General features: G+C 70.8%; 11 protein-coding genes and 3 rRNA genes. All 14 read right to left on the minus strand.

Annotated features, from left to right (window positions below; translation table 11 throughout):
* Positions 1-49 precede the first annotated feature (49 nt).
* The 14 genes from ACWPWV_RS16995 to ACWPWV_RS17060 all read right to left on the minus strand — a co-directional run bounded on the left by ACWPWV_RS16995 (position 50) and on the right by ACWPWV_RS17060 (position 18803).
* Positions 50-1735 (minus strand): CTP synthase, encoded by a 1686-nt coding sequence (locus ACWPWV_RS16995; protein ID WP_454044092.1) that lies wholly within the window; start codon positions 1733-1735, stop codon positions 50-52.
* A 69-nt stretch (positions 1736-1804) separates the two neighbouring features.
* Entirely contained in the window at positions 1805-3484 is a 1680-nt protein-coding gene (gene murJ, locus ACWPWV_RS17000; protein ID WP_454044093.1) for a murein biosynthesis integral membrane protein MurJ, read from the minus strand.
* Positions 3481-4320: a hypothetical protein gene (locus tag ACWPWV_RS17005; RefSeq protein WP_454044094.1), complete on the minus strand. Its 840-nt coding sequence runs from the start codon at positions 4318-4320 to the stop codon at positions 3481-3483. Before ACWPWV_RS17005 ends, murJ begins: the two co-directional genes overlap by 4 nt.
* Before the next feature lies 1 nt (position 4321).
* Complete coding sequence (locus ACWPWV_RS17010; protein WP_454044095.1) at positions 4322-5374, minus strand: copper transporter; 1053 nt, start codon at positions 5372-5374, stop codon at positions 4322-4324.
* A 141-nt stretch (positions 5375-5515) separates the two neighbouring features.
* Positions 5516-6700 (minus strand): putative cytokinetic ring protein SteA, encoded by a 1185-nt coding sequence (gene steA, locus ACWPWV_RS17015; RefSeq protein ID WP_454044096.1) that lies wholly within the window; start codon positions 6698-6700, stop codon positions 5516-5518.
* A 6-nt stretch (positions 6701-6706) separates the two neighbouring features.
* Complete coding sequence (gene recN, locus ACWPWV_RS17020; RefSeq protein WP_454044097.1) at positions 6707-8470, minus strand: DNA repair protein RecN; 1764 nt, start codon at positions 8468-8470, stop codon at positions 6707-6709.
* A 2-nt stretch (positions 8471-8472) separates the two neighbouring features.
* Complete coding sequence (locus ACWPWV_RS17025; RefSeq protein WP_454044098.1) at positions 8473-9459, minus strand: NAD kinase; 987 nt, start codon at positions 9457-9459, stop codon at positions 8473-8475.
* A complete protein-coding gene (locus ACWPWV_RS17030; RefSeq protein ID WP_454044099.1) occupies positions 9456-10385 on the minus strand; it encodes a TlyA family RNA methyltransferase in 930 nt (309 codons plus the stop codon). Before ACWPWV_RS17030 ends, ACWPWV_RS17025 begins: the two co-directional genes overlap by 4 nt.
* Positions 10386-10402: 17 nt before the next feature.
* Complete coding sequence (locus ACWPWV_RS17035) at positions 10403-10618, minus strand: hypothetical protein (protein ID WP_454044100.1); 216 nt, start codon at positions 10616-10618, stop codon at positions 10403-10405.
* Positions 10619-10755: 137 nt separating this feature from the next.
* Positions 10756-11778 carry an HAD-IIA family hydrolase gene (locus ACWPWV_RS17040; protein WP_454044101.1) on the minus strand — a complete coding sequence of 341 codons (1023 nt, stop codon included), beginning with the start codon at positions 11776-11778 and terminating at the stop codon, positions 10756-10758.
* Positions 11775-12599: a hypothetical protein gene (locus ACWPWV_RS17045; protein WP_454044102.1), complete on the minus strand. Its 825-nt coding sequence runs from the start codon at positions 12597-12599 to the stop codon at positions 11775-11777. The genes ACWPWV_RS17040 and ACWPWV_RS17045 overlap by 4 nt, the downstream gene beginning before the upstream one ends.
* An 841-nt stretch (positions 12600-13440) precedes the next feature.
* A 5S ribosomal RNA gene (gene rrf / locus ACWPWV_RS17050) occupies positions 13441-13557 on the minus strand.
* A 103-nt stretch (positions 13558-13660) separates the two neighbouring features.
* Positions 13661-16768, minus strand: a 23S ribosomal RNA gene (locus ACWPWV_RS17055).
* A gap of 511 nt (positions 16769-17279) precedes the next feature.
* Positions 17280-18803: ribosomal RNA gene (locus ACWPWV_RS17060) — 16S ribosomal RNA — on the minus strand.
* The 16S, 23S and 5S rRNA genes sit together here, the layout of an rRNA operon.
* Between the last annotated feature and the right edge of the window lie 198 nt (positions 18804-19001).

The raw sequence follows: 19001 nt of genomic DNA on the forward strand, positions 1-19001 counted from the left end.
CGGTGGGCAGGCCGACCGGCGACGTCTCGTCGCCCAGGTCCGTGGCCACTCAGTCCGCCTGGTTCTCGAGCGCGGCCGCCACCAGACCGGCGAACAGCGGGTGCGCCCGCGTCGGGCGCGACTTGAACTCGGGGTGGGCCTGCGTGCTCACGTAGTACGGGTGCACGTCGGCGGGCAGCTCGACGAACTCCACGAGCGACGAGTCGGGCGACGCGCCCGAGACGACGAGCCCGGCCTCCTCGAGGCGAGCCCGGTAGGCGTTGTTCACCTCGTAGCGGTGGCGGTGGCGCTCCGAGACGCGCTCCGCGCCGTAGGTCTTCGCGACGACCGAGCCCGGGACGAGCGCCGCCTCGTACGAGCCGAGACGCATCGTGCCGCCCAGGTCGCCGTCGCCGCCGACGATCGCGAGCTGCTCCTCCATCGTCGCGATGACGGGGTCGGAGGTCTCCGGGTGGAACTCCGTCGAGGAGGCGTCGGCGATGCCGAGCACGTTGCGCGCGTACTCGATGACCATCGACTGCAGACCGAGGCAGATCCCGAGCGTGGGGACCTTGTTCTCGCGCGCCCAGCGCAGCGCGCCGAGCTTGCCCTCGATGCCGCGCACGCCGAACCCGCCCGGCACGAGCACGGCGTCGACGCCGTGCAGGGCGTCGTCCGCCCCGGCCGGCGTCTGGCACTCGTCCGAGGCGACCCAGCGGATGGTGACCTTGGCGTCGTTGGCGAACCCGCCCGCGCGCAGGGCCTCCGTGACGGACAGGTACGCGTCCGGCAGGTCGATGTACTTGCCGACGAGCGCGACCTCGACCCGGTGGGCGGGCTCGTGCACGCGCTCCAGGAGCTGGCTCCAGCCGTCCCACTCGACGTCGTGGAACGGCAGGCCGAGGCGGCGCACGACGTACGCGTCGAGGCCCTCGGAGTGCAGCACGCGCGGGATGTCGTAGATGCTCGGGGCGTCGACCGCGTTGACGACGGCCTCGTTGTCGACGTCGCACATGAGCGCGATCTTGCGCTTCACGGGCTCGGGCACGACGCGGTCGGCGCGCAGCACGATCGCGTCGGGCTGGATGCCGATCGAGCGCAGGGCCGCGACGGAGTGCTGCGTCGGCTTCGTCTTGAGCTCGCCCGACGGGCCGATGTACGGCACGAGGGACACGTGGAGGAAGAACACGTCGTCGCGGCCGAGCTCGTGGCGCACCTGGCGCGCCGCCTCGAGGAACGGCTGCGACTCGATGTCGCCGACCGTGCCGCCGACCTCGGTGATGATGACGTCGACGTCCTCGCCCGCCTGCGCGCGCATGCGGGACTTGATCTCGTCCGTGATGTGCGGGATCACCTGGACCGTGTCGCCGAGGTACTCGCCGCGACGCTCGCGCGCGATGACCTGCGAGTACACCTGGCCGGTGGTGACGTTCGCGGACGCCTCGAGGTCGACGTCGAGGAAGCGCTCGTAGTGGCCGATGTCCAGGTCCGTCTCGGCGCCGTCCTCCGTGACGAACACCTCGCCGTGCTGGAACGGGTTCATCGTCCCGGGATCGACGTTGAGGTACGGGTCCAGCTTCTGCATCGTGACCCGCAGGCCGCGCGAGCGGAGCAGACGGCCGAGGCTCGAGGCGGTCAGGCCCTTGCCGAGCGAGGAGGCGACGCCGCCGGTGACGAAGACGTGCGCGGTGCGGTGCTCGGATCGAGCGCCCGAGGCGTTGAGGCGGGAGGAGGGCCGGTTCAGGTGATCTGCCACGGAACTCCATCCTAACAGCGGCCCGCGCGACAGCACGCGGACCACGGCGTCGGCACGACGTCGGGCGCCTCACACCGCGCCCCGCCCACCTCCCGGCGAGGACGGGTCGTCGGTCCCGTCCTCGGTGCGCGACGGCCCCGACGCCCCACGGCGGACGACGCCCAGCAGCGCGGGACGGTCGACGACGAGCGACAGCCCCAGGACGACGAGGCCCGCGAGCACCGCCGCGAGGACCCCGACGCCGACGGCCGGGAGCCAGCCCGCGCCGTCGGGCAGGAGCGCACGGGACACCAGCGCGCCGAGCGTGGCCCCCGCGGCCGAGCCGGCACCCGTGACGACGAGCGTGCGCAGCACGCCGGCGACCGCCGCGACCCCGGCGAAGCGCCGCACGGCGAGGAGCAGCCCGGCGCCCGCGACCGTCATGCCGAGCGTCGTCGCGAGGCCGAGCATCGACAGCACGCCCGCGGCGTCGCGCGCGCCCGTCACGGCCGGCAGGACGAAGACGGCGACCGCCACCACGACCCACCCCGCGACCGTGGCGACGACCGCGGCCCGTTGGCGGTCGATCGTGTAGAGCGCGCGCGACAGGTGCAGGATCAGCGCGTAGCCGACGATGCCCGGGGCCATCCACGCCACCCCGGCCCCGAGGCCCTCGACGGTCGTCCGCGCGACGGCGGCGAACACCACCTCGACCGGCCCGGACGCCGCGACGAGCGCCGCGACGCCGAGCCCCGAGACGACGACCAGTGCGCGCGTCGTCGTCGCGAGCAGCCCGCGGAACCGGTCCTGGCGGGCGTGGGCGACGTGCTCGGCGAGCCTCGGGAAGGCGCTCGTCGCGAGCGGGAAGGCCAGCACCGCGTACGGGAGGAGGTAGACCTGCTGCACGAACGTGTACGTCGGGAACGTCGACTGCGGTCCGAACTGCAGCGCGGCGCCCATGGCGGCGAGCACCGAGAGCTGCTGCGCCACGAGCGCGCCGACGCCCGCGAGAGCGAGGTTGCGCGCCCGCACGCCCTCGCCGTGCGGGAACCGCAGCCGCGGCCGCAGCCGGGTCCCGGTGCGCAGCACGGGCCCGACGAGCGGGATCGCGAGGACCGCGACCCCGACGGTCGTCCCCCAGCCCAGCCACGCGATCGCCTGGCCCGAGAGCGCGGCGACGTCCGCCTGGTTCCCGTCGGCGAGCCCGACGAACACGAGGTAGACCGCGATGACGGCGAGGCTGGACAGCAGCGGGGAGAACGCCTGCCAGAAGAAGCGCTTGTGCGCCTGGAGGACGCCGCCGAGCACGACGGCGATCCCGTAGAGCGGGACCTGGAGCGCGAACACGCGGACGAACGTCGCCGTGACGTCGACCAGCTCGGGGTACCTCGACATGAGCGCCGCGGCGATCGGCCCGGCGAGCAGCGCGAGCAGCGCGCCGAGCGGCACGAGCACGAGCAGCGTCCAGCCCAGCACCGCCGACGCGATGCGCGAGACGTCCGCCTGCGAGCGACGCGCGATCGGTCCCGCGAGGAGCGGCACGACGGCCCCCGCGAGCGCGCCGCCCGCGGCCACCTCGAACAGGACGTTGGGCAGGATGTTCGCCGACGAGTAGGCGGTGCCGACACCGGTCGTGCCCAGCGTGGACGACAGCACCAGCGACCGCGCGAAGCCCACGAGGCGGCTCGCGATCGTGACGACGGTGATCATCACGGCGGCGCCCGCGAGCGTCTGGGTCGCCGCGCGCAGGCGCCCGGGGCGTCCGCTCACGCGGCGCGCCGCCCCCACGTGTCGACGCGCCGCAGCACGTCGTTGCCCTCGATGACCGCGGAGAAGCTGACCTTCTCGCTCGCGAGCGTGAGCCCGACGACGCCCGCGAGCGCGAGCCAGCGCACGGACCGCGGCGCGGCGAACGCGACCTGGCTGCCGAGGACCGCGCCCAGGGCGTTCGCGCCGCAGTCGCCGAGCATGTCCCGCTCGCCGAGGTCGGCCGGGGCGGCCGCGGCGCCCGCGCCCAGGACGGCCCCGGTGGTCGCACCGGTCGCCGACGCGGCGAACGGCAGCGCGGCGAGGGTCGACGCCTTGAGCGCGCGGCCGGGCCGCAGGTCGAGGAGGTTGACGAGGTTCGCGGTCCCCGCGACGAGGGCGCCGTTGACGCCGACGTCGACGAGGTGGCCGAGAACCGAGCCCCGGCGGCGGGTGCCGACGGCCGCCGCGACGAGCGACGTCGCGCCGATGCCGAGCACCTTGAGCCCGCCGGTCGTGACCCTGCCGTGCGCGAGCGCGCCCAGGTGCCCGCGCAGCCCCTTGGTCCGCGTCGACGTGTCCTCCGCGAGGTCGTCGACGAGCCCGAAGGCGCCACCGCCTGCCGCGGCGAGCGCGGTCGCACCCCGCGTGCGCGCGTCGGCGCCCGTGACGAGCGCTCCGGCGACGAGGCCGGCGGCGACCGCCGGCCCTTCGAGCATGCTGATCGGCTCGCCGCGGTGGTTCGTCCTCGCCCAGCGGTCGCGTCCTCCCGGGGGCCGGGCGTCCAGGGCGCGCCGCGTGGCGGCCGTGACCGCTCCGGCGACCACCCCGGCCAGGAGCAGGGATCCGGCGCGCCGCACGTCAGCCCTCGCCCTCGTCGCCGGCCGCGTCCGTCGGGGCGCCGTCCGGGCTCGTCCCGGCCTCCGGGGTGCGGTCCACGGGCGGCAGCTCGACCGCGGGCGGCAGGACCGCCGTCGCGCTCTCCTCGAACCCGAACTGGCCCACCTGGTCCGCGATCCGGGCCGCGAGCGCGAGCGGCACGTTGATGCGACCCGGCTCGGCCTCGGTCCCGCTGACGGTGGAGAGCGTCGCCGCGAGCTCCTCGGATCCCCGGATCGTCGAGACGAGGTCGCCGGGGACCGCGGTGCTCCCGGCGACGAGGGCAGCCTGCGCGACGTCCTGGGCGGCGACCGCCACCTGGACCTCGATGTCGATCACGGCGGTGTCCGGTGCGGGGGCCTCGGTGTCGTCCGTGGCCGCCTCGGGCGACTGCTCGGGCGCCGGCCCGGCGAGCAGGAGGACGACGTCGGCCGGCGCGACCTGCTCCTCGACGACGTCCACGAGGGCGAAGCGCTCGAGCAGCGTCTCGAGCTCGACGGCCTCGTCGCTGCGAGCGTCGGGGTCCTGCGGTGCGGCGCCCGTCAGGGAGAGCGCGAGCGCCCGGGCGAGGCGCTGGTCGGTCGAGGCGTCCTCCGGGACGTCGCCGAGCTTGTCCGCGAGCCCCTCGGCCACCGTGTCGCGCGCGCTCACCTCGTCCTCGCTCGTCCACGACTCCGTGAGGCGCACCTGCGCGACGATGCTCGCGCCGGCCGCCTCGAGCTGGGCGCCGATCTGCTCGTCGCGCTCGCCGTCGGACCCGTCCAGGTCGACGACGGCCACGCGACGGTCCTGGAGCGACCCGGCGACGAGCTGGGGTCCGGCCGCCTCGATGTAGCGCGCGTCGTCGTCCAGCGTGACGTTCGCCCGGTCGAGCTCGTCGCGCAGCTCGTTGCGCTCGGTGCGCAGCTGCTCGACCTGGCCCGTCAGCTGGTCGCCGATCGCACCCTGGAGCGGCCCCGCACCGAGGATGATGCCCACGGCCAGCGCGAGGAAGACGGAGATCAGCGAGACGATGTGGTACCTGAAGTCGATCACTGTGCGGTGGTGTCCTTCGGTGCGTGCTGCGGGTGGTCAGGTGAGGGGTGCGGTCCGGACGTGCCGGCGGCAGGCGGGGTACCGCCGTCGACCGGGACGACTCGTCGTCGGGTCGCCGGTGGCCGCGCCGCGGGCGTGCGGTCAGCCTCCGCCGAAGAGGGCGCCGATCCAGGAGGCCAGGTCGTCGAACCGTGCGCCCAGGATGCCGAAGAACGTCCGCCCGGCCGACGTGGACAGCAGCGCCATGACGACGGCGAACAGCCCGGCGAGCGACAGGAGCGTCAGCTGGACGTTGGAGATCCGGTGCCGGTACAGGCGCGAGACGCCCTTGGCGTCGACGAGCTTGCCGCCGACCCGCAGCCGGGTGAGGAACGTGCTGGCCATGCCCGCCCGGCCCTTGTCGAGGAACTCGACGAGCGTCGCGTGCGTGCCGACGGCCACGATGACCTCGGCGCCCTTGTCGTCGGCCAGCAGCATCGCGATGTCCTCGCTCGTGCCCGTGGCGGGGAACACGACGGGGTCGACGCCGAGCTCCTTGACGCGCTCGAGCCCCGGCGCCTTGCCGTCCCGGTACGCGTGGACCACGATCTCCGCACCGCTGCTCAGCGCGCGGTCGGACACCGAGTCCATGTCGCCCACGATCAGGTCGGGCTTCCAGCCGGCGTCGAGGATCGCGTCCGCACCGCCGTCGACTCCGATGAGCACGGGCCGGTACTCCTTGATGTACGGCCGCAGCGTCGCGAGGTCCTCGCGGTAGTGGTAGCCGCGCACCACGATGAGCACCTGGCGACCGTCGATCTCGGTGCGGATGTCGGGCACGCCCACGCCGTCGAGCAGGAGGTCGCGCTCGCGCCGCAGGTAGTCCATCGTGTTCTCGGCGAACGACTCGATCTCGACCGAGAGGTTGGCCCGCGCCTCCTCGAGGCTGCGCGCGACCGTCGCCTCGGTCTGGACGACGCCCTCCGCGACGACGTCGTCCCCGAGGAGGATCTTGCTCCCGTCGAGCCGCACCTCGCGACCGTCGGGGATCGCCATGATGGCCGGTCCCAGGTCGTCGACGAGCACGATCCCGGCCGCCACGAGGATGTCGGGCCCGAGGTTCGGGTAGCGCCCCGACACGGAGCGCGCCGCGTTGAGGACGGCCGAGGGCTTCGCCGCGACGAGGGCGTCCGCCGCGACGCGGTCGATGTCGACGTGGTCGATGACCGCGACGTCGCCCGGGTGCAGCCGCTTGGTCAGCGCCTTCGTCCGTGCGTCGACCCTGGCCGGGCCCAACGTGTCGGGTCCGGCCTCCGGCAGGGTGGTCTTGCGCAGAGTCAGCTTCATCGTGCCCTATCGTCCCACGACCGACGACTCGAGGAGCTCGTGCGCGTGCCGGAGCGCCGCGTCGGAGTCCTCCTGTCCCGACAGCATCCGCGCCAGCTCGCGCACGCGGTCCTCCCCCGTGACCTTCCGCACGCCCGTGACCGTGACGGGCACGGCCGCGCCGCCCTCGCCCGCGCCCTCGTCGCTCGTCCCGTCGGGCAGCGACTTGGTCACCACGAGCTGGTCGTCCGCGAACGCCGCGACCTGGGCGAGGTGCGTCACGACGACCACCTGCGCCCGGCGCGCGAGCGCCGCGAGCCGCCGGCCGACCTCGACCGCGGCCTTGCCCCCGACGCCCGCGTCGACCTCGTCGAACACGAACGTCGGCAGCGACGGCCCGGTGCCGTCGGCCGCGACCGCCGACGTCGCGAGCGCGACCTCGATCGCGAGCATGACGCGCGACAGCTCGCCGCCGGACGCGCCCTTGCCGAGAGGCCGGGGCGGTGCGCCCGGGTGGGGGGCGAGGGAGAACGTCACCGCGTCGGCGCCCCACGGGCCCGGCTCGTCCGCCGCGGCGACGTCCACGACGAGGCTGGCGCCGCTCATCGCGAGACCGCGCAGCTCGTCGGTCACCGCCGCCGCGAGCTGTGCTCCCGCACGCTCGCGCGACGCCGTGACGGCGCCGCCGACGCGCGCGAGCTCCGCGTCGAGCTCGTCCCGTCGCTCCGTCGCGGCGCGCAGCCGCTCTCCCCCGTCGTCGAGGTCCAGCAGGCGCAGCCCGGCGTCGCTCGCCCAGGCGAGGACGTCGTCGATGGTCTGGCCGTAGCTGCGCGTCAGCGTGCCGAGCTCCGCGAGCCGGGCGTGCGACGTCTCGAGGCCCGACGGGTCGGCCGCGAGGTCCTCGACGTATCCCGAGATCTCCGTGGCGACGTCCGCGAGCACGTACCCCACCTCGGCGAGGCGCTCGACGAACCGGGCGAGGGCCGGGTCGGTGGTCGCCACGGACTCGAGCGCACGGCGGGCGCGGTCGACCGACGTGACGGCGTCCTCCTGCTGCTCGGCGGCGTCGTCGCCCGCGATCGCGTCGTGCGCCAGCTGCGCCGCCACCCGGAGCTCCTCGACGTTGCCGAGGCGCGCGACGAGCGCCGTGAGCTCGACGTCCTCGCCCGGCTGCGGGTCGACCCGCTCCACCTCGGCGAGCCCGAGCCGCAGGAGCTCGGCCTCGCGCGCCCGCTCGCCGGCCCGGGCCGTGAGGTCGTCGATCTCCACCTGGAGCGCGCTGCGCTCCGCCCAGGCGGCGCGGTACCGCTCGAGGAGGACGCGGTGCTCGGGTCCCGCGAACGCGTCGAGCGCCTCGCGCTGCCTGCTCGCCGTGCGCAGCCGGAGCTGGTCAGACTGCCCGTGCACCGTGACGAGGTCGTCCGCGAGCTCCGCGAGCACGCCCTGCGGCACGCTCCGCCCCCCGAGGTGCGCGCGCGAGCGGCCCTCGGCGGCGACGGTGCGCAGCACGACGACCGTGCCGTCGTCGTCCACCTCGCCGCCCGCGTCGTCGACCCGGCGCGCGACGCCCGGACGGTCGGTGACCCGCACCCGGCCCTCGACCACCGCGGTCGCGGCACCGGGCCGCACCGTCGCGGGGTCGGCCTTGCCGCCCATGAGGAGCCCCAGCCCCGTGAGCACCATCGTCTTGCCGGCGCCGGTCTCGCCCGTGATGACGGTCAGCCCCGGTCCGAGCGGCACGCGCGCCGACCGGATGACGCCGAGGTTCTCGATGACGATCTCCTCGAGCACGCTCACTCCTCCTCAGGGTCGGTCGTCGTGGTCGCGCGGCCCGGCGTGGCGGCCGCAGACCCGACGGCGGGAGTGATGGCCGGCGCGGTCGCGGCGACGTCCGCCGCGCGCTCGCGCCAGCCCACCACGGGCAGCGAGAACTTCGAGACGAGGCGGTCCGTGAACGGCGCCGTGCTGAGCCGCGCGAACCGCAGCGGCGTCGGGCTGCGCCGGACCTCCACGCGTGCGCCGTTGGGCAGGTCGATGCGGCGGCGCCCGTCGCACGTCAGGACGCCCGGCGACGCGGAGCGCGGGAGGACGTCGACCGTCACCGTCGACCGCGGCCCCACGACGAGCGGGCGCGCGAAGAGCGCGTGGGCGGCGAGCGGGACCACGAGGACCGCGTCGACCTCGGGCCACATCACCGGGCCGCCCGCCGAGAACGCGTGGGCCGTCGAGCCCGTCGCGGTCGCCGTCACGACGCCGTCGCACCCGAAGGAGGACACCGGCCGGCCGTCGACGCCGATCGCGACCTCGATCATCCGCTCCCGCTGGGCCTTCTCGACCGTCGCCTCGTTGAGCGCCCACCCCGTGAGCGGCTCGCCTCCGCCCGGCAGGTGCACGCGCACCTCGACGACGGTGCGCTCCTCGACGGTGTAGTCGCCCGCGACGAGCCGCGCGACCGCGGCGTGGAGGTCCTCGCGCTCGCTCTCGGCGAGGAAGCCGACGTGCCCGAGGTTGACGCCGAGGATCGGGACGTCCGTGCCGTGCGTGAGCTCGGCGGCCCGCAGGATCGTGCCGTCGCCGCCGAGCACCATGACGACCTCGGACTCGGTCACCCCCTCGCGGACACGGGTCAGCGCCATGTGGTCGCCGAAGGTCTCGGCGAGGTCGTCGTCGTGCAGCGTGACGGCGAAACCAGCGGCCTCGAGCTCGGTGACCGCCTCACGCAGCGCGACGACCGCCTCCGGGCGGCCGCCGTGGGTGACGATCAGCACACGACGGGTCACGGTGCTCCTCCTGTCGAGCGGGTGGTCCCCGCGGTCTCGCGACCGCGCGCGGGCGGCACGACCGCGACGGGCGGGACGTCGGCTCCGGCGGCCGGGTCCCACGCGACGGCGGCGGTCGCGGCCTCGGCCACCGCGGTGTCGTCGACCTCGCGCGGGTCGCCTGCCCGGAACCACCAGAAGTACTCGCGGTTCCCGCTCGGTCCCGGCAACGGGCTCGGGACCACCGCGACCGGTCGCAGCCCGGCGAGCACGGCGTGGCGGGCCACCGACGCGACGACCTCGGCGTGCAGCGACGGGTCCCGGACCACGCCCCCGCTGCCGAGCCGGTCGCGACCGACCTCGAACTGCGGCTTGACCAGGAGCAGGAGGTCCGTCCCGGGGCCGACGACGCCGGCGACCGCCGGCAGCACCATCGCGAGCGAGATGAAGGACAGGTCGCCCACGACGAGGTCCGGCACCGCGCCGACGTGCTCGGGCTCGATGTCCCGCACGTTGAGCCCCTCGTGCACCCGGACCCGCGGGTCCGCGCGCAGCGCCGGGACCATCTGGTCGTGCCCCACGTCGACAGCGACCACCTCGTGCGCACCGCGGCGCAGCAGGACGTCGGTGAAACCGCCGGTGGAGGCGCCGAGGTCGAGACAGCGGGCGCCCTCGACCGTCGGCGGCGCCGGGATCCCGGCGACTCCACCGCGCAGCGCCTCGAGCGCGTCCAGCGCACCGGCCAGCTTGAACGCGGCCCGCGACGCGTATCCCGGGTCGGTCGGGTCGGCTGCGACCTCAAGCACGCTCTCCGCCCCGACGGCCAGCGACGACTTGGTCACCGGCACGCCGTCGCGCGTCACCCTCCCGGACGCGACGAGGTCTGCCGCGTGGCGGCGCGAGCGGGCGAGGCCGCGTCGCACCAGCTCGCCGTCCAGGCGAGACACCGAGCTCTCCGGCACCCTCAGTCCTCCGAGCGTGCCAGGTCGGCCACGAGCGCCTCGTGCACCGCCTCGAGCACCTCCACGTGCGCCGGCGTCGCCAGCGCGTCGAGGTGGCCGAGCCGCGCGAGCGCGTCCTCGAGGGTGCTGGGCGCCTCGTGGGCGCCCGGCACGAGGACCGCCTCGCGACGCCGGAGGTCGCCCGGCGTCGGCGCGCCCGGCGCGTTCGGGTCCGCCATCTCTGCTCCGTCCGGTGCTGGGGACGGCGGCCTCGTGACCGCCGCCGCCAACGCTACCGGTTGCGACCCACCGGGCCGGTACGTCGAGGGATGCCGCGCCGCGACCCGGCCGTCGACAGGCGCGTGCCGGCGGCGGGTCAGTGCGACCCGACGGCGATCTCGGGCACGCTCTCCGCGGCGACGGCCCCGCCCTCGTCGACGGTCGACCACGCCGCGGCCGCCGCCGCGCGGACGGTGTCGACGGTCGCGGGACCGCTGACGTCGAGACGCAGCGACCCGTCCTCCACGCGAGCGGCGCTGCGACCGCACGTCCACCATCCGTCTCCCGTGACGGCCGGGGCGGGGTGCGCCTCGTGGAGCGACCGCAGGTCGGCGCCAAGGAAGTGCGGGCGCAGGCCCGGCTCGGCGAGGATCGCGTCGCGCGCCGTGCTCACCCCCGTGAGGACGTGCAGGCCCGGATACCCTCCGGCGCGGGCGCCCGCGAGGTCGGTGTCGAGCCGGTCGCCGACGACGAGCGGCGACCGGGCTCCGGCGCGCTCGACCGCGAGGCGGTACATCGTGGGCGACGGCTTCCCGGCGCTGTCGGGCTCGACCCCCGTCGCCGCGCGCACGGCGCCGACGAGCGAGCCGTTGCCCGGGGCGAACCCGCGGGCCGTCGGCAAGGACAGGTCGAGGTTGCTCGCGACGTGCCAGGCTCCGCGCTGCACGGCGTAGGCCGCCTCGGCGAGCTGGGCCCAGCCGAGCTCGGGCGCGAAGCCCTGGACCACGGCGACCGGGTCGTCGTCGGCGCTCGCGACGATCTCGAGCCCGACGGCTCGCACGGCCGTCATCAGCCCGGCGCCGCCGACGACCAGGACCCGTGCACCGGGCTCGAGCCGGGTGCGCAGCAGCGCCGCCGCCGCCTGGGCGGCAGTCATCACCTCGTCCGCGGTCGTCGGGATGCTCAGTCCCGTGAGCTGCTCCGCGACCGAGCCCGGTTCCCGCGACGCGTTGTTCGTCACGAAGACGAGCCGCATCCCGCGCGCGCGAGCGCCCGCCAGGCTCTCGGCGGCGTGCGGGATCGGCTCGTGCCCGCGGTACGCGACGCCGTCGAGGTCGACGAGCGCGAGGTCGTACGCCTCGTCGAGCGCGACGTCGCTCGCGAGCAGCCCGCCGCTCACCGGCCGTCCTCGGTCGACGCCGCGGGACGGGCGTCGTCCGCGGACCCCTCCCCGGGACGCGAGTCCGCACGGGCGTCGCCCTCGGCGGGCCGACCGTCGGTGCCCGGCCTCACCGGGCCGCCCTCCTCCGAGACACCCGCGACCTCGGACGGCTGCGGGTCGGGACCGGTGTCGTCGGAGAGGTCCTCGGAGAGGTCGTAGACCACGACGTCGTCGTCGTCCGACGCGAGGTCGAGGAACGCCGCGTCGATGCTCGCGAGCACCTTCGCCGCGTCGCCGGGGCGTCCGGCAGCCTCGAGCACGGACGCCTTCGCCTGCAGGACGCGCGCGCCCAGCTCGCCCCGCGTCCCGGCGGGCGGCACCTGCGAGAGCACCGCGAGGGCGGCGTCGAGCTCACCGAGATCCACCCGTGCGCCGCTCACGACGATCGCGAGCTCCGTCCGACCGACGTCGTCGAGCGTCCGGGCCTCGTCCGACGCCGCGAGAGCAAGGGCCCGCTCGGGCCGGCCGAGCCCCCGCTCGCAGTCCGCCATGATCGGCAGGTGCTCCGAGGAGCCGTTGAGCCGGCGCACCGTGCGCAGCTCGCGCAGCGCCTCGGCGTACCGCCCCGTGCTGTAGGCCGTGAGGCCCGCCGCCTCGCGCACGACGTCGACGCGACCGGCCCGGCGCACCGCCGCCTGCGCGTGCTCGTACGCGAGCTCGGGATCGCTGTCGATGAGCCGCCCCGCCATGACGAGGTGCTTGCCCACGACCTCGGCCGTGTCCTTGCTCAGCGTGCGCAGGCGCGCCCGCGCGGAGCGGTCGAGCTGCGAGATCGTCACGTCCTCCGCGACAGGAGGACCCGCGGGGTGGCGCGGCGCCGGGCGCTCGTCCGCGCGTGCCCGATCGCGACCGGACCCGCCGCGCGGCGCATGGCCGCGCCGGTCGCCGTCCGGGCGCGAGGCGCCGTCGCGCCGGTCCGAGCCGCGAGGCCCCTGGGGCCGGCCGTCGCGCTGACCGTCCCGGGGCCCCCGTCCACCGTCGCGGCGCACGCCGTCGCGACCACCCGGTGCGCCGGAGCGCCCCGTCGGCCCGTCGTCGCGTCGCGCGGGGTACCGTGACCCACCGCGGTCCTCACGCCCGACCGGACGGTCGTCACGTCCACCGGTGCGGTCGCCACGGCCCCCCTGGCGGTCGTCACGTCCGCCCGATCGCGGGCCGTCCCGGCCGTCGCGCCGCGGGTACGCGGCACGACCGCCGTCCGTGCTGCGCCCTGCTGCCGGTCGCTCGCGTCGGTCGCCCGCGCCGCGGTCGTCCCGCGACGCACCTGCCCCCGAGCTGCGCGGTGGCCGCTGCCCGCCCGAGGAGCTCGAGCGACCCGCCGCACCCTCTCGCCCGTCACGGTCGGCGCCGGACCTCCTGGGTCGCTCGTCCTGGCGGTCACTCTCCGGGTGCTGCCGCCCGTCCGAGGCCGGACGTTCGCGATCGGAGCCGTCGTGCGTCTCGTTCACCGGGTTCCCTCCCCTACCGAAGTGCGCTGATCATCCTCCCACGCCGCTGGGCCAGGCTTTCGGCGTCGGCCGGCGGCACGGAGCGCCGCCCGCGCGGATGATCGCGCCCGCTGTGGAGGATGGTGAAATGCCGAAGGCCCACCCCGTGGGGGTGGGCCTTCGGTGAAGGGTTGTCCGGCGGCGTCCTACTCTCCCACCCCGTCTCCAGGGCAGTACCATCGGCGCTGAAGGGCTTAGCTTCCGGGTTCGGTATGGGACCGGGCGTTTCCCCTTCGCTGTGACCGCCGTAACTTCGTCGAACTCGTCCAACCTGGGTGCCTCCCCTGGTGTGGGGGGGTGGGGGTTGGTGGTTCGGGAACCGCACAGTGGACGCGTAGCAATGAGTGTGTTGGGTGTTGAAGTTGTCGGCTGATTAGTACCGGTCAGCTGCACGGGTCGTTGGTCCCCGTTTCCACGTCCGGCCTATCTACCCAGTGTTCTGCTGGGTGCCTCTCACCCCGTAGGGTATGGAAACCTCATCTTGAAGCAGGCTTCCCGCTTAGATGCTTTCAGCGGTTATCCCTTCCGAACGTAGCCAACCAGCGGTGCTCCTGGCGGAACAACTGGCACACCAGAGGTTCGTCCGTCCCGGTCCTCTCGTACTAGGGACAGCCCTTCTCAAGTTTCCTGCGCGCGCAGCGGATAGGGACCGAACTGTCTCACGACGTTCTAAACCCAGCTCGCGTACCGCTTTAATGGGCGAACAGCCCAACCCTTGGGACCTACTCCAGCCCCAGGATGCGACGAGCCGACATCGAGGTGCCAAACCATGCCGTCGATATGGACTCTTGGGCAAGATCAGCCTGTTATCCCCGGGGTACCTTTTATCCGTTGAGCGACGGCGCTTCCACAAGCCACCGCCGGATCACTAGTTCCGACTTTCGTCCCTGCTCGACCTGTCAGTCTCACAGTCAAGCTCCCTTGTGCACTTGCACTCGACACCTGATTGCCAACCAGGCTGAGGGAACCTTTGAGCGCCTCCGTTACATTTTAGGAGGCAACCGCCCCAGTTAAACTACCCACCAGGCACTGTCCCTGGTCCGGATCACGGACCGAGGTTAGACATCCGAAGCGGCCAGAGTGGTATTTCAACGTTGACTCCACCCGCACTGGCGTGCGGGCTTCACAGTCTCCCACCTATCCTACACAAGCCGCACCGAACACCAATACCAAGCTATAGTAAAGGTCCCGGGGTCTTTCCGTCCTGCTGCGCGTAACGAGCATCTTTACTCGTAGTGCAATTTCGCCGAGTTCGCGGTTGAGACAGCGGAGAAGTCGTTACGCCATTCGTGCAGGTCGGAACTTACCCGACAAGGAATTTCGCTACCTTAGGATGGTTATAGTTACCACCGCCGTTTACTGGGGCTTAAATTCTGAGCTTCACCCACGAGGGGTTGACCCGTCCTCTTAACCTTCCAGCACCGGGCAGGCGTCAGTCCGTATACATCGTCTTGCGACTTCGCACGGACCTGTGTTTTTAGTAAACAGTCGCTTCTCCCTGGTCTCTGCGGCCGTCCACGCTCCCCGAGCAAGTCGGTTCACGTTTCGGGCCCCCCTTCTCCCGAAGTTACGGGGGCATTTTGCCGAGTTCCTTAACCACGATTCGCTCGATCGCCTTGGTATTCTCTACCTGACCACCTGAGTCGGTTTGGGGTACGGGCGGCTAGAACCTCGCGCCGAGGCTTTTCTTGGCAGCATAGGATCACCCGTTTCGCGCATACGCGCTCACTATCAGCTCTCAGCCTGGTGCCGGGCGGATTTGCCTACCCGACGGCCTACAGCCTTGGACGTGGACTACCATCGCCACGCCGGGCTACCTTCCTGCGTCACCCCTGTTAATACGCTTACCTACTACCGGTTCGGGTCCCGCGCGCCCCTGTCCGGTGACCCCGAAGGGTCGGTGGACAGGTTTGGGCGGTTAGCATCACCGGGCTCGGTATGGGCGGTTCTTCGCCGGTAGGAGAATATCAACTCCTTGTCCATCGACTACGCCTGTCGGCCTCGCCTTAGGTCCCGACTTACCCAGGGCGGATTAACCTGGCCCTGGAACCCTTGGTCATTCGGCGGACGGGTTTCTCACCCGTCATTCGCTACTCATGCCTGCATTCTCACTCGTGTGGCCTCCACCGCTGGGTTCCCCCGCGGCTTCACCGGCCACACGACGCTCCCCTACCCACCTGCGCCTCTGGACCACGAAGGCCTGAGTTACGCGCAGATGCCACGGCTTCGGCGGTGTACTTGAGCCCCGCTACATTGTCGGCGCGGAATCACTTGACCAGTGAGCTATTACGCACTCTTTCAAGGGTGGCTGCTTCTAAGCCAACCTCCTGGTTGTCTGTGCAACTCCACATCCTTTCCCACTTAGCACACGCTTGGGGGCCTTAGCCGGTGGTCTGGGCTGTTTCCCTCTCGACTACGGAGCTTATCCCCCGCAGTCTCACTGCCACGCTTCCACTTACCGGCATTCGGAGTTTGGCTGACGTCAGTAACCTTGTAGGGCCCATCGGCCATCCAGTAGCTCTACCTCCGGCAAGAAACACGTGACGCTGCACCTAAATGCATTTCGGGGAGAACCAGCTATCACGAAGTTTGATTGGCCTTTCACCCCTAACCACAGGTCATCCCCCAGGTTTTCAACCCTGGTGGGTTCGGTCCTCCACGCGGTCTTACCCGCGCTTCAACCTGCCCATGGCTAGATCACTTCGCTTCGGGTCTAGACCCAGCGACTATGGGCGCCCTGTTCGGACTCGCTTTCGCTACGGCTTCCCCACACGGGTTAACCTCGCCACTGAGCACTAACTCGCAGGCTCATTCTTCAAAAGGCACGCTGTCACCCCAACCAAGGAGGCTCCAACGGATTGTAGGCACACGGTTTCAGGTACTATTTCACTCCCCTCCCGGGGTACTTTTCACCTTTCCCTCACGGTACTGGTCCGCTATCGGTCACTAGGTAGTATTTAGGCTTAGCAAGTGGTCTTGCCAGATTCACACGAGATTTCTCGGGCCCCGTGCTACTTGGGATCCCCTTCGGGAGGCCGCGCCATTTCGTCTACCGGACTCGCACCGTCTGTGGTCCGCCTTTCAATGCGGTTCGACTATGACACGGCTTTCTGACTCCCCGGTGGACTGTCAGATCCACCAGAAGGGTCCCACAACCCCGGACACGCAACGCCTGACAGCTTTACCACGCGCCCGGTTTGGCCTCATCCGCTTTCGCTCGCCACTACTCACGGAATATCTCTTCCTGCCGGTACTGAGATGTTTCACTTCCCGGCGTTCCCTCCACACACCCTATATATTCAGGTGCAGGTCGCACGACATGACTCGTACGGGGTTCCCCCATTCGGAAACCCTCGGATCACAGCTCGTTTGCCAGCTCCCCGAGGCTTATCGCAGGCTACGACGTCCTTCTTCGGCTCCTAGTGCCAAGGCATCCACCGTGTGCCCTTAAAAACTTCGACACACACACTACAATCTATTCGCAGAGACCAAGAACAAAAACCACGGGAACACCCCACGAGGAGGCACACCCGAGCTTTTTGCATCTTGATCACTTCAAAGATGCTCGCGTCCACTGTGCAGTTCTCAAACAACCAACGACCCCGACCCGCACAGACCCGCCTACCCACCGCAGCACAGCTGCGACGAGCGGTTCGCGATCCACGGACCGACCCGTACCAGGCACCACCACCCAACGTGGCCGATGACCTGAGGACCCAACAGTGTGCTCGACGAGCCCCGGACCCCACCCGCGATGTTCCACCACACCACCCGGCACCACCGACCCCTCCCGAAGAAGGACCCAGCAGACCAGGCGACGCAGGTACTGACACCAGCGAGACCCGACGCTCTTTCGTCAATGTTCCACCCATGAGCAACCACCCCCACACGCGAACGGCGTGGGCCGTGGCCACCACACACCCCACCCACCCCCGAAGAGGCAAGGCGCCGGCGTGCGTTGAAGCTCCTTAGAAAGGAGGTGATCCAGCCGCACCTTCCGGTACGGCTACCTTGTTACGACTTAGTCCCAATCGCCAGTCCCACCTTCGACCACTCCCCCCGGCGAACCGGTTGGGCCATGGGCTTCGGGTGTTACCGACTTTCGTGACTTGACGGGCGGTGTGTACAAGGCCCGGGAACGTATTCACCGCAGCGTTGCTGATCTGCGATTACTAGCGACTCCGACTTCATGGGGTCGAGTTGCAGACCCCAATCCGAACTGAGACCGGCTTTTTGGGATTCGCTCCACCTTACGGTATCGCAGCCCTTTGTACCGGCCATTGTAGCATGCGTGAAGCCCAAGACATAAGGGGCATGATGATTTGACGTCATCCCCACCTTCCTCCGAGTTGACCCCGGCAGTCTCCCATGAGTCCCCGGCATAACCCGCTGGCAACATGGGACGAGGGTTGCGCTCGTTGCGGGACTTAACCCAACATCTCACGACACGAGCTGACGACAACCATGCACCACCTGTGCACGAGTGTCCAAAGAGACCACCATCTCTGGTGGCTTCCCGTGCATGTCAAGCCTTGGTAAGGTTCTTCGCGTTGCATCGAATTAATCCGCATGCTCCGCCGCTTGTGCGGGCCCCCGTCAATTCCTTTGAGTTTTAGCCTTGCGGCCGTACTCCCCAGGCGGGGCACTTAATGCGTTTGCTGCGGCACGGAACTCGTGGAATGAGCCCCACACCTAGTGCCCAACGTTTACGGCATGGACTACCAGGGTATCTAATCCTGTTCGCTCCCCATGCTTTCGCTCCTCAGCGTCAGTTGCGGCCCAGAGACCTGCCTTCGCCATCGGTGTTCCTCCTGATATCTGCGCATTCCACCGCTACACCAGGAATTCCAGTCTCCCCTACCGCACTCTAGTCTGCCCGTACCCGATGCAAGCTCGAGGTTGAGCCTCGAGTTTTCACACCAGACGCGACAAACCGCCTACGAGCTCTTTACGCCCAATAATTCCGGACAACGCTTGCGCCCTACGTATTACCGCGGCTGCTGGCACGTAGTTAGCCGGCGCTTCTTCTGCAGGTACCGTCACTTGCGCTTCTTCCCTGCTGAAAGAGGTTTACAACCCGAAGGCCGTCATCCCTCACGCGGCGTCGCTGCATCAGGCTTTCGCCCATTGTGCAATATTCCCCACTGCTGCCTCCCGTAGGAGTCTGGGCCGTGTCTCAGTCCCAGTGTGGCCGGTCGCCCTCTCAGGCCGGCTACCCGTCGTCGCCTTGGTAGGCCATCACCCCACCAACAAGCTGATAGGCCGCGAGCCCATCCCTGACCGAAAAACTTTCCAACCACCCCCATGCGAGGACGGCTCATATCCGGTATTAGCCCCGGTTTCCCGGAGTTATCCCGAAGTCAGGGGCAGGTTACTCACGTGTTACTCACCCGTTCGCCACTAATCAACCCAGCAAGCTGGGCATCATCGTTCGACTTGCATGTGTTAAGCACGCCGCCAGCGTTCGTCCTGAGCCAGGATCAAACTCTCCGTAAATGATCAACGCCCACCACCAGGCACAACACCCAGCAGCGAACAATCCATACGAAGCGAACCCCCAAAGGGTTCACAAAACTGGCCTACAAACGAAAAACAATCTGACGATCATTCTCCGAAATCAACCAAAGGAATCCCCAGGCACAACCAACCAGCCACCCGGACGGGCAACCCAGCCAGCCATGCCCACGAGGACAA

It is taken from the genome of Cellulosimicrobium sp. Marseille-Q8652 (genome assembly GCF_965112045.1).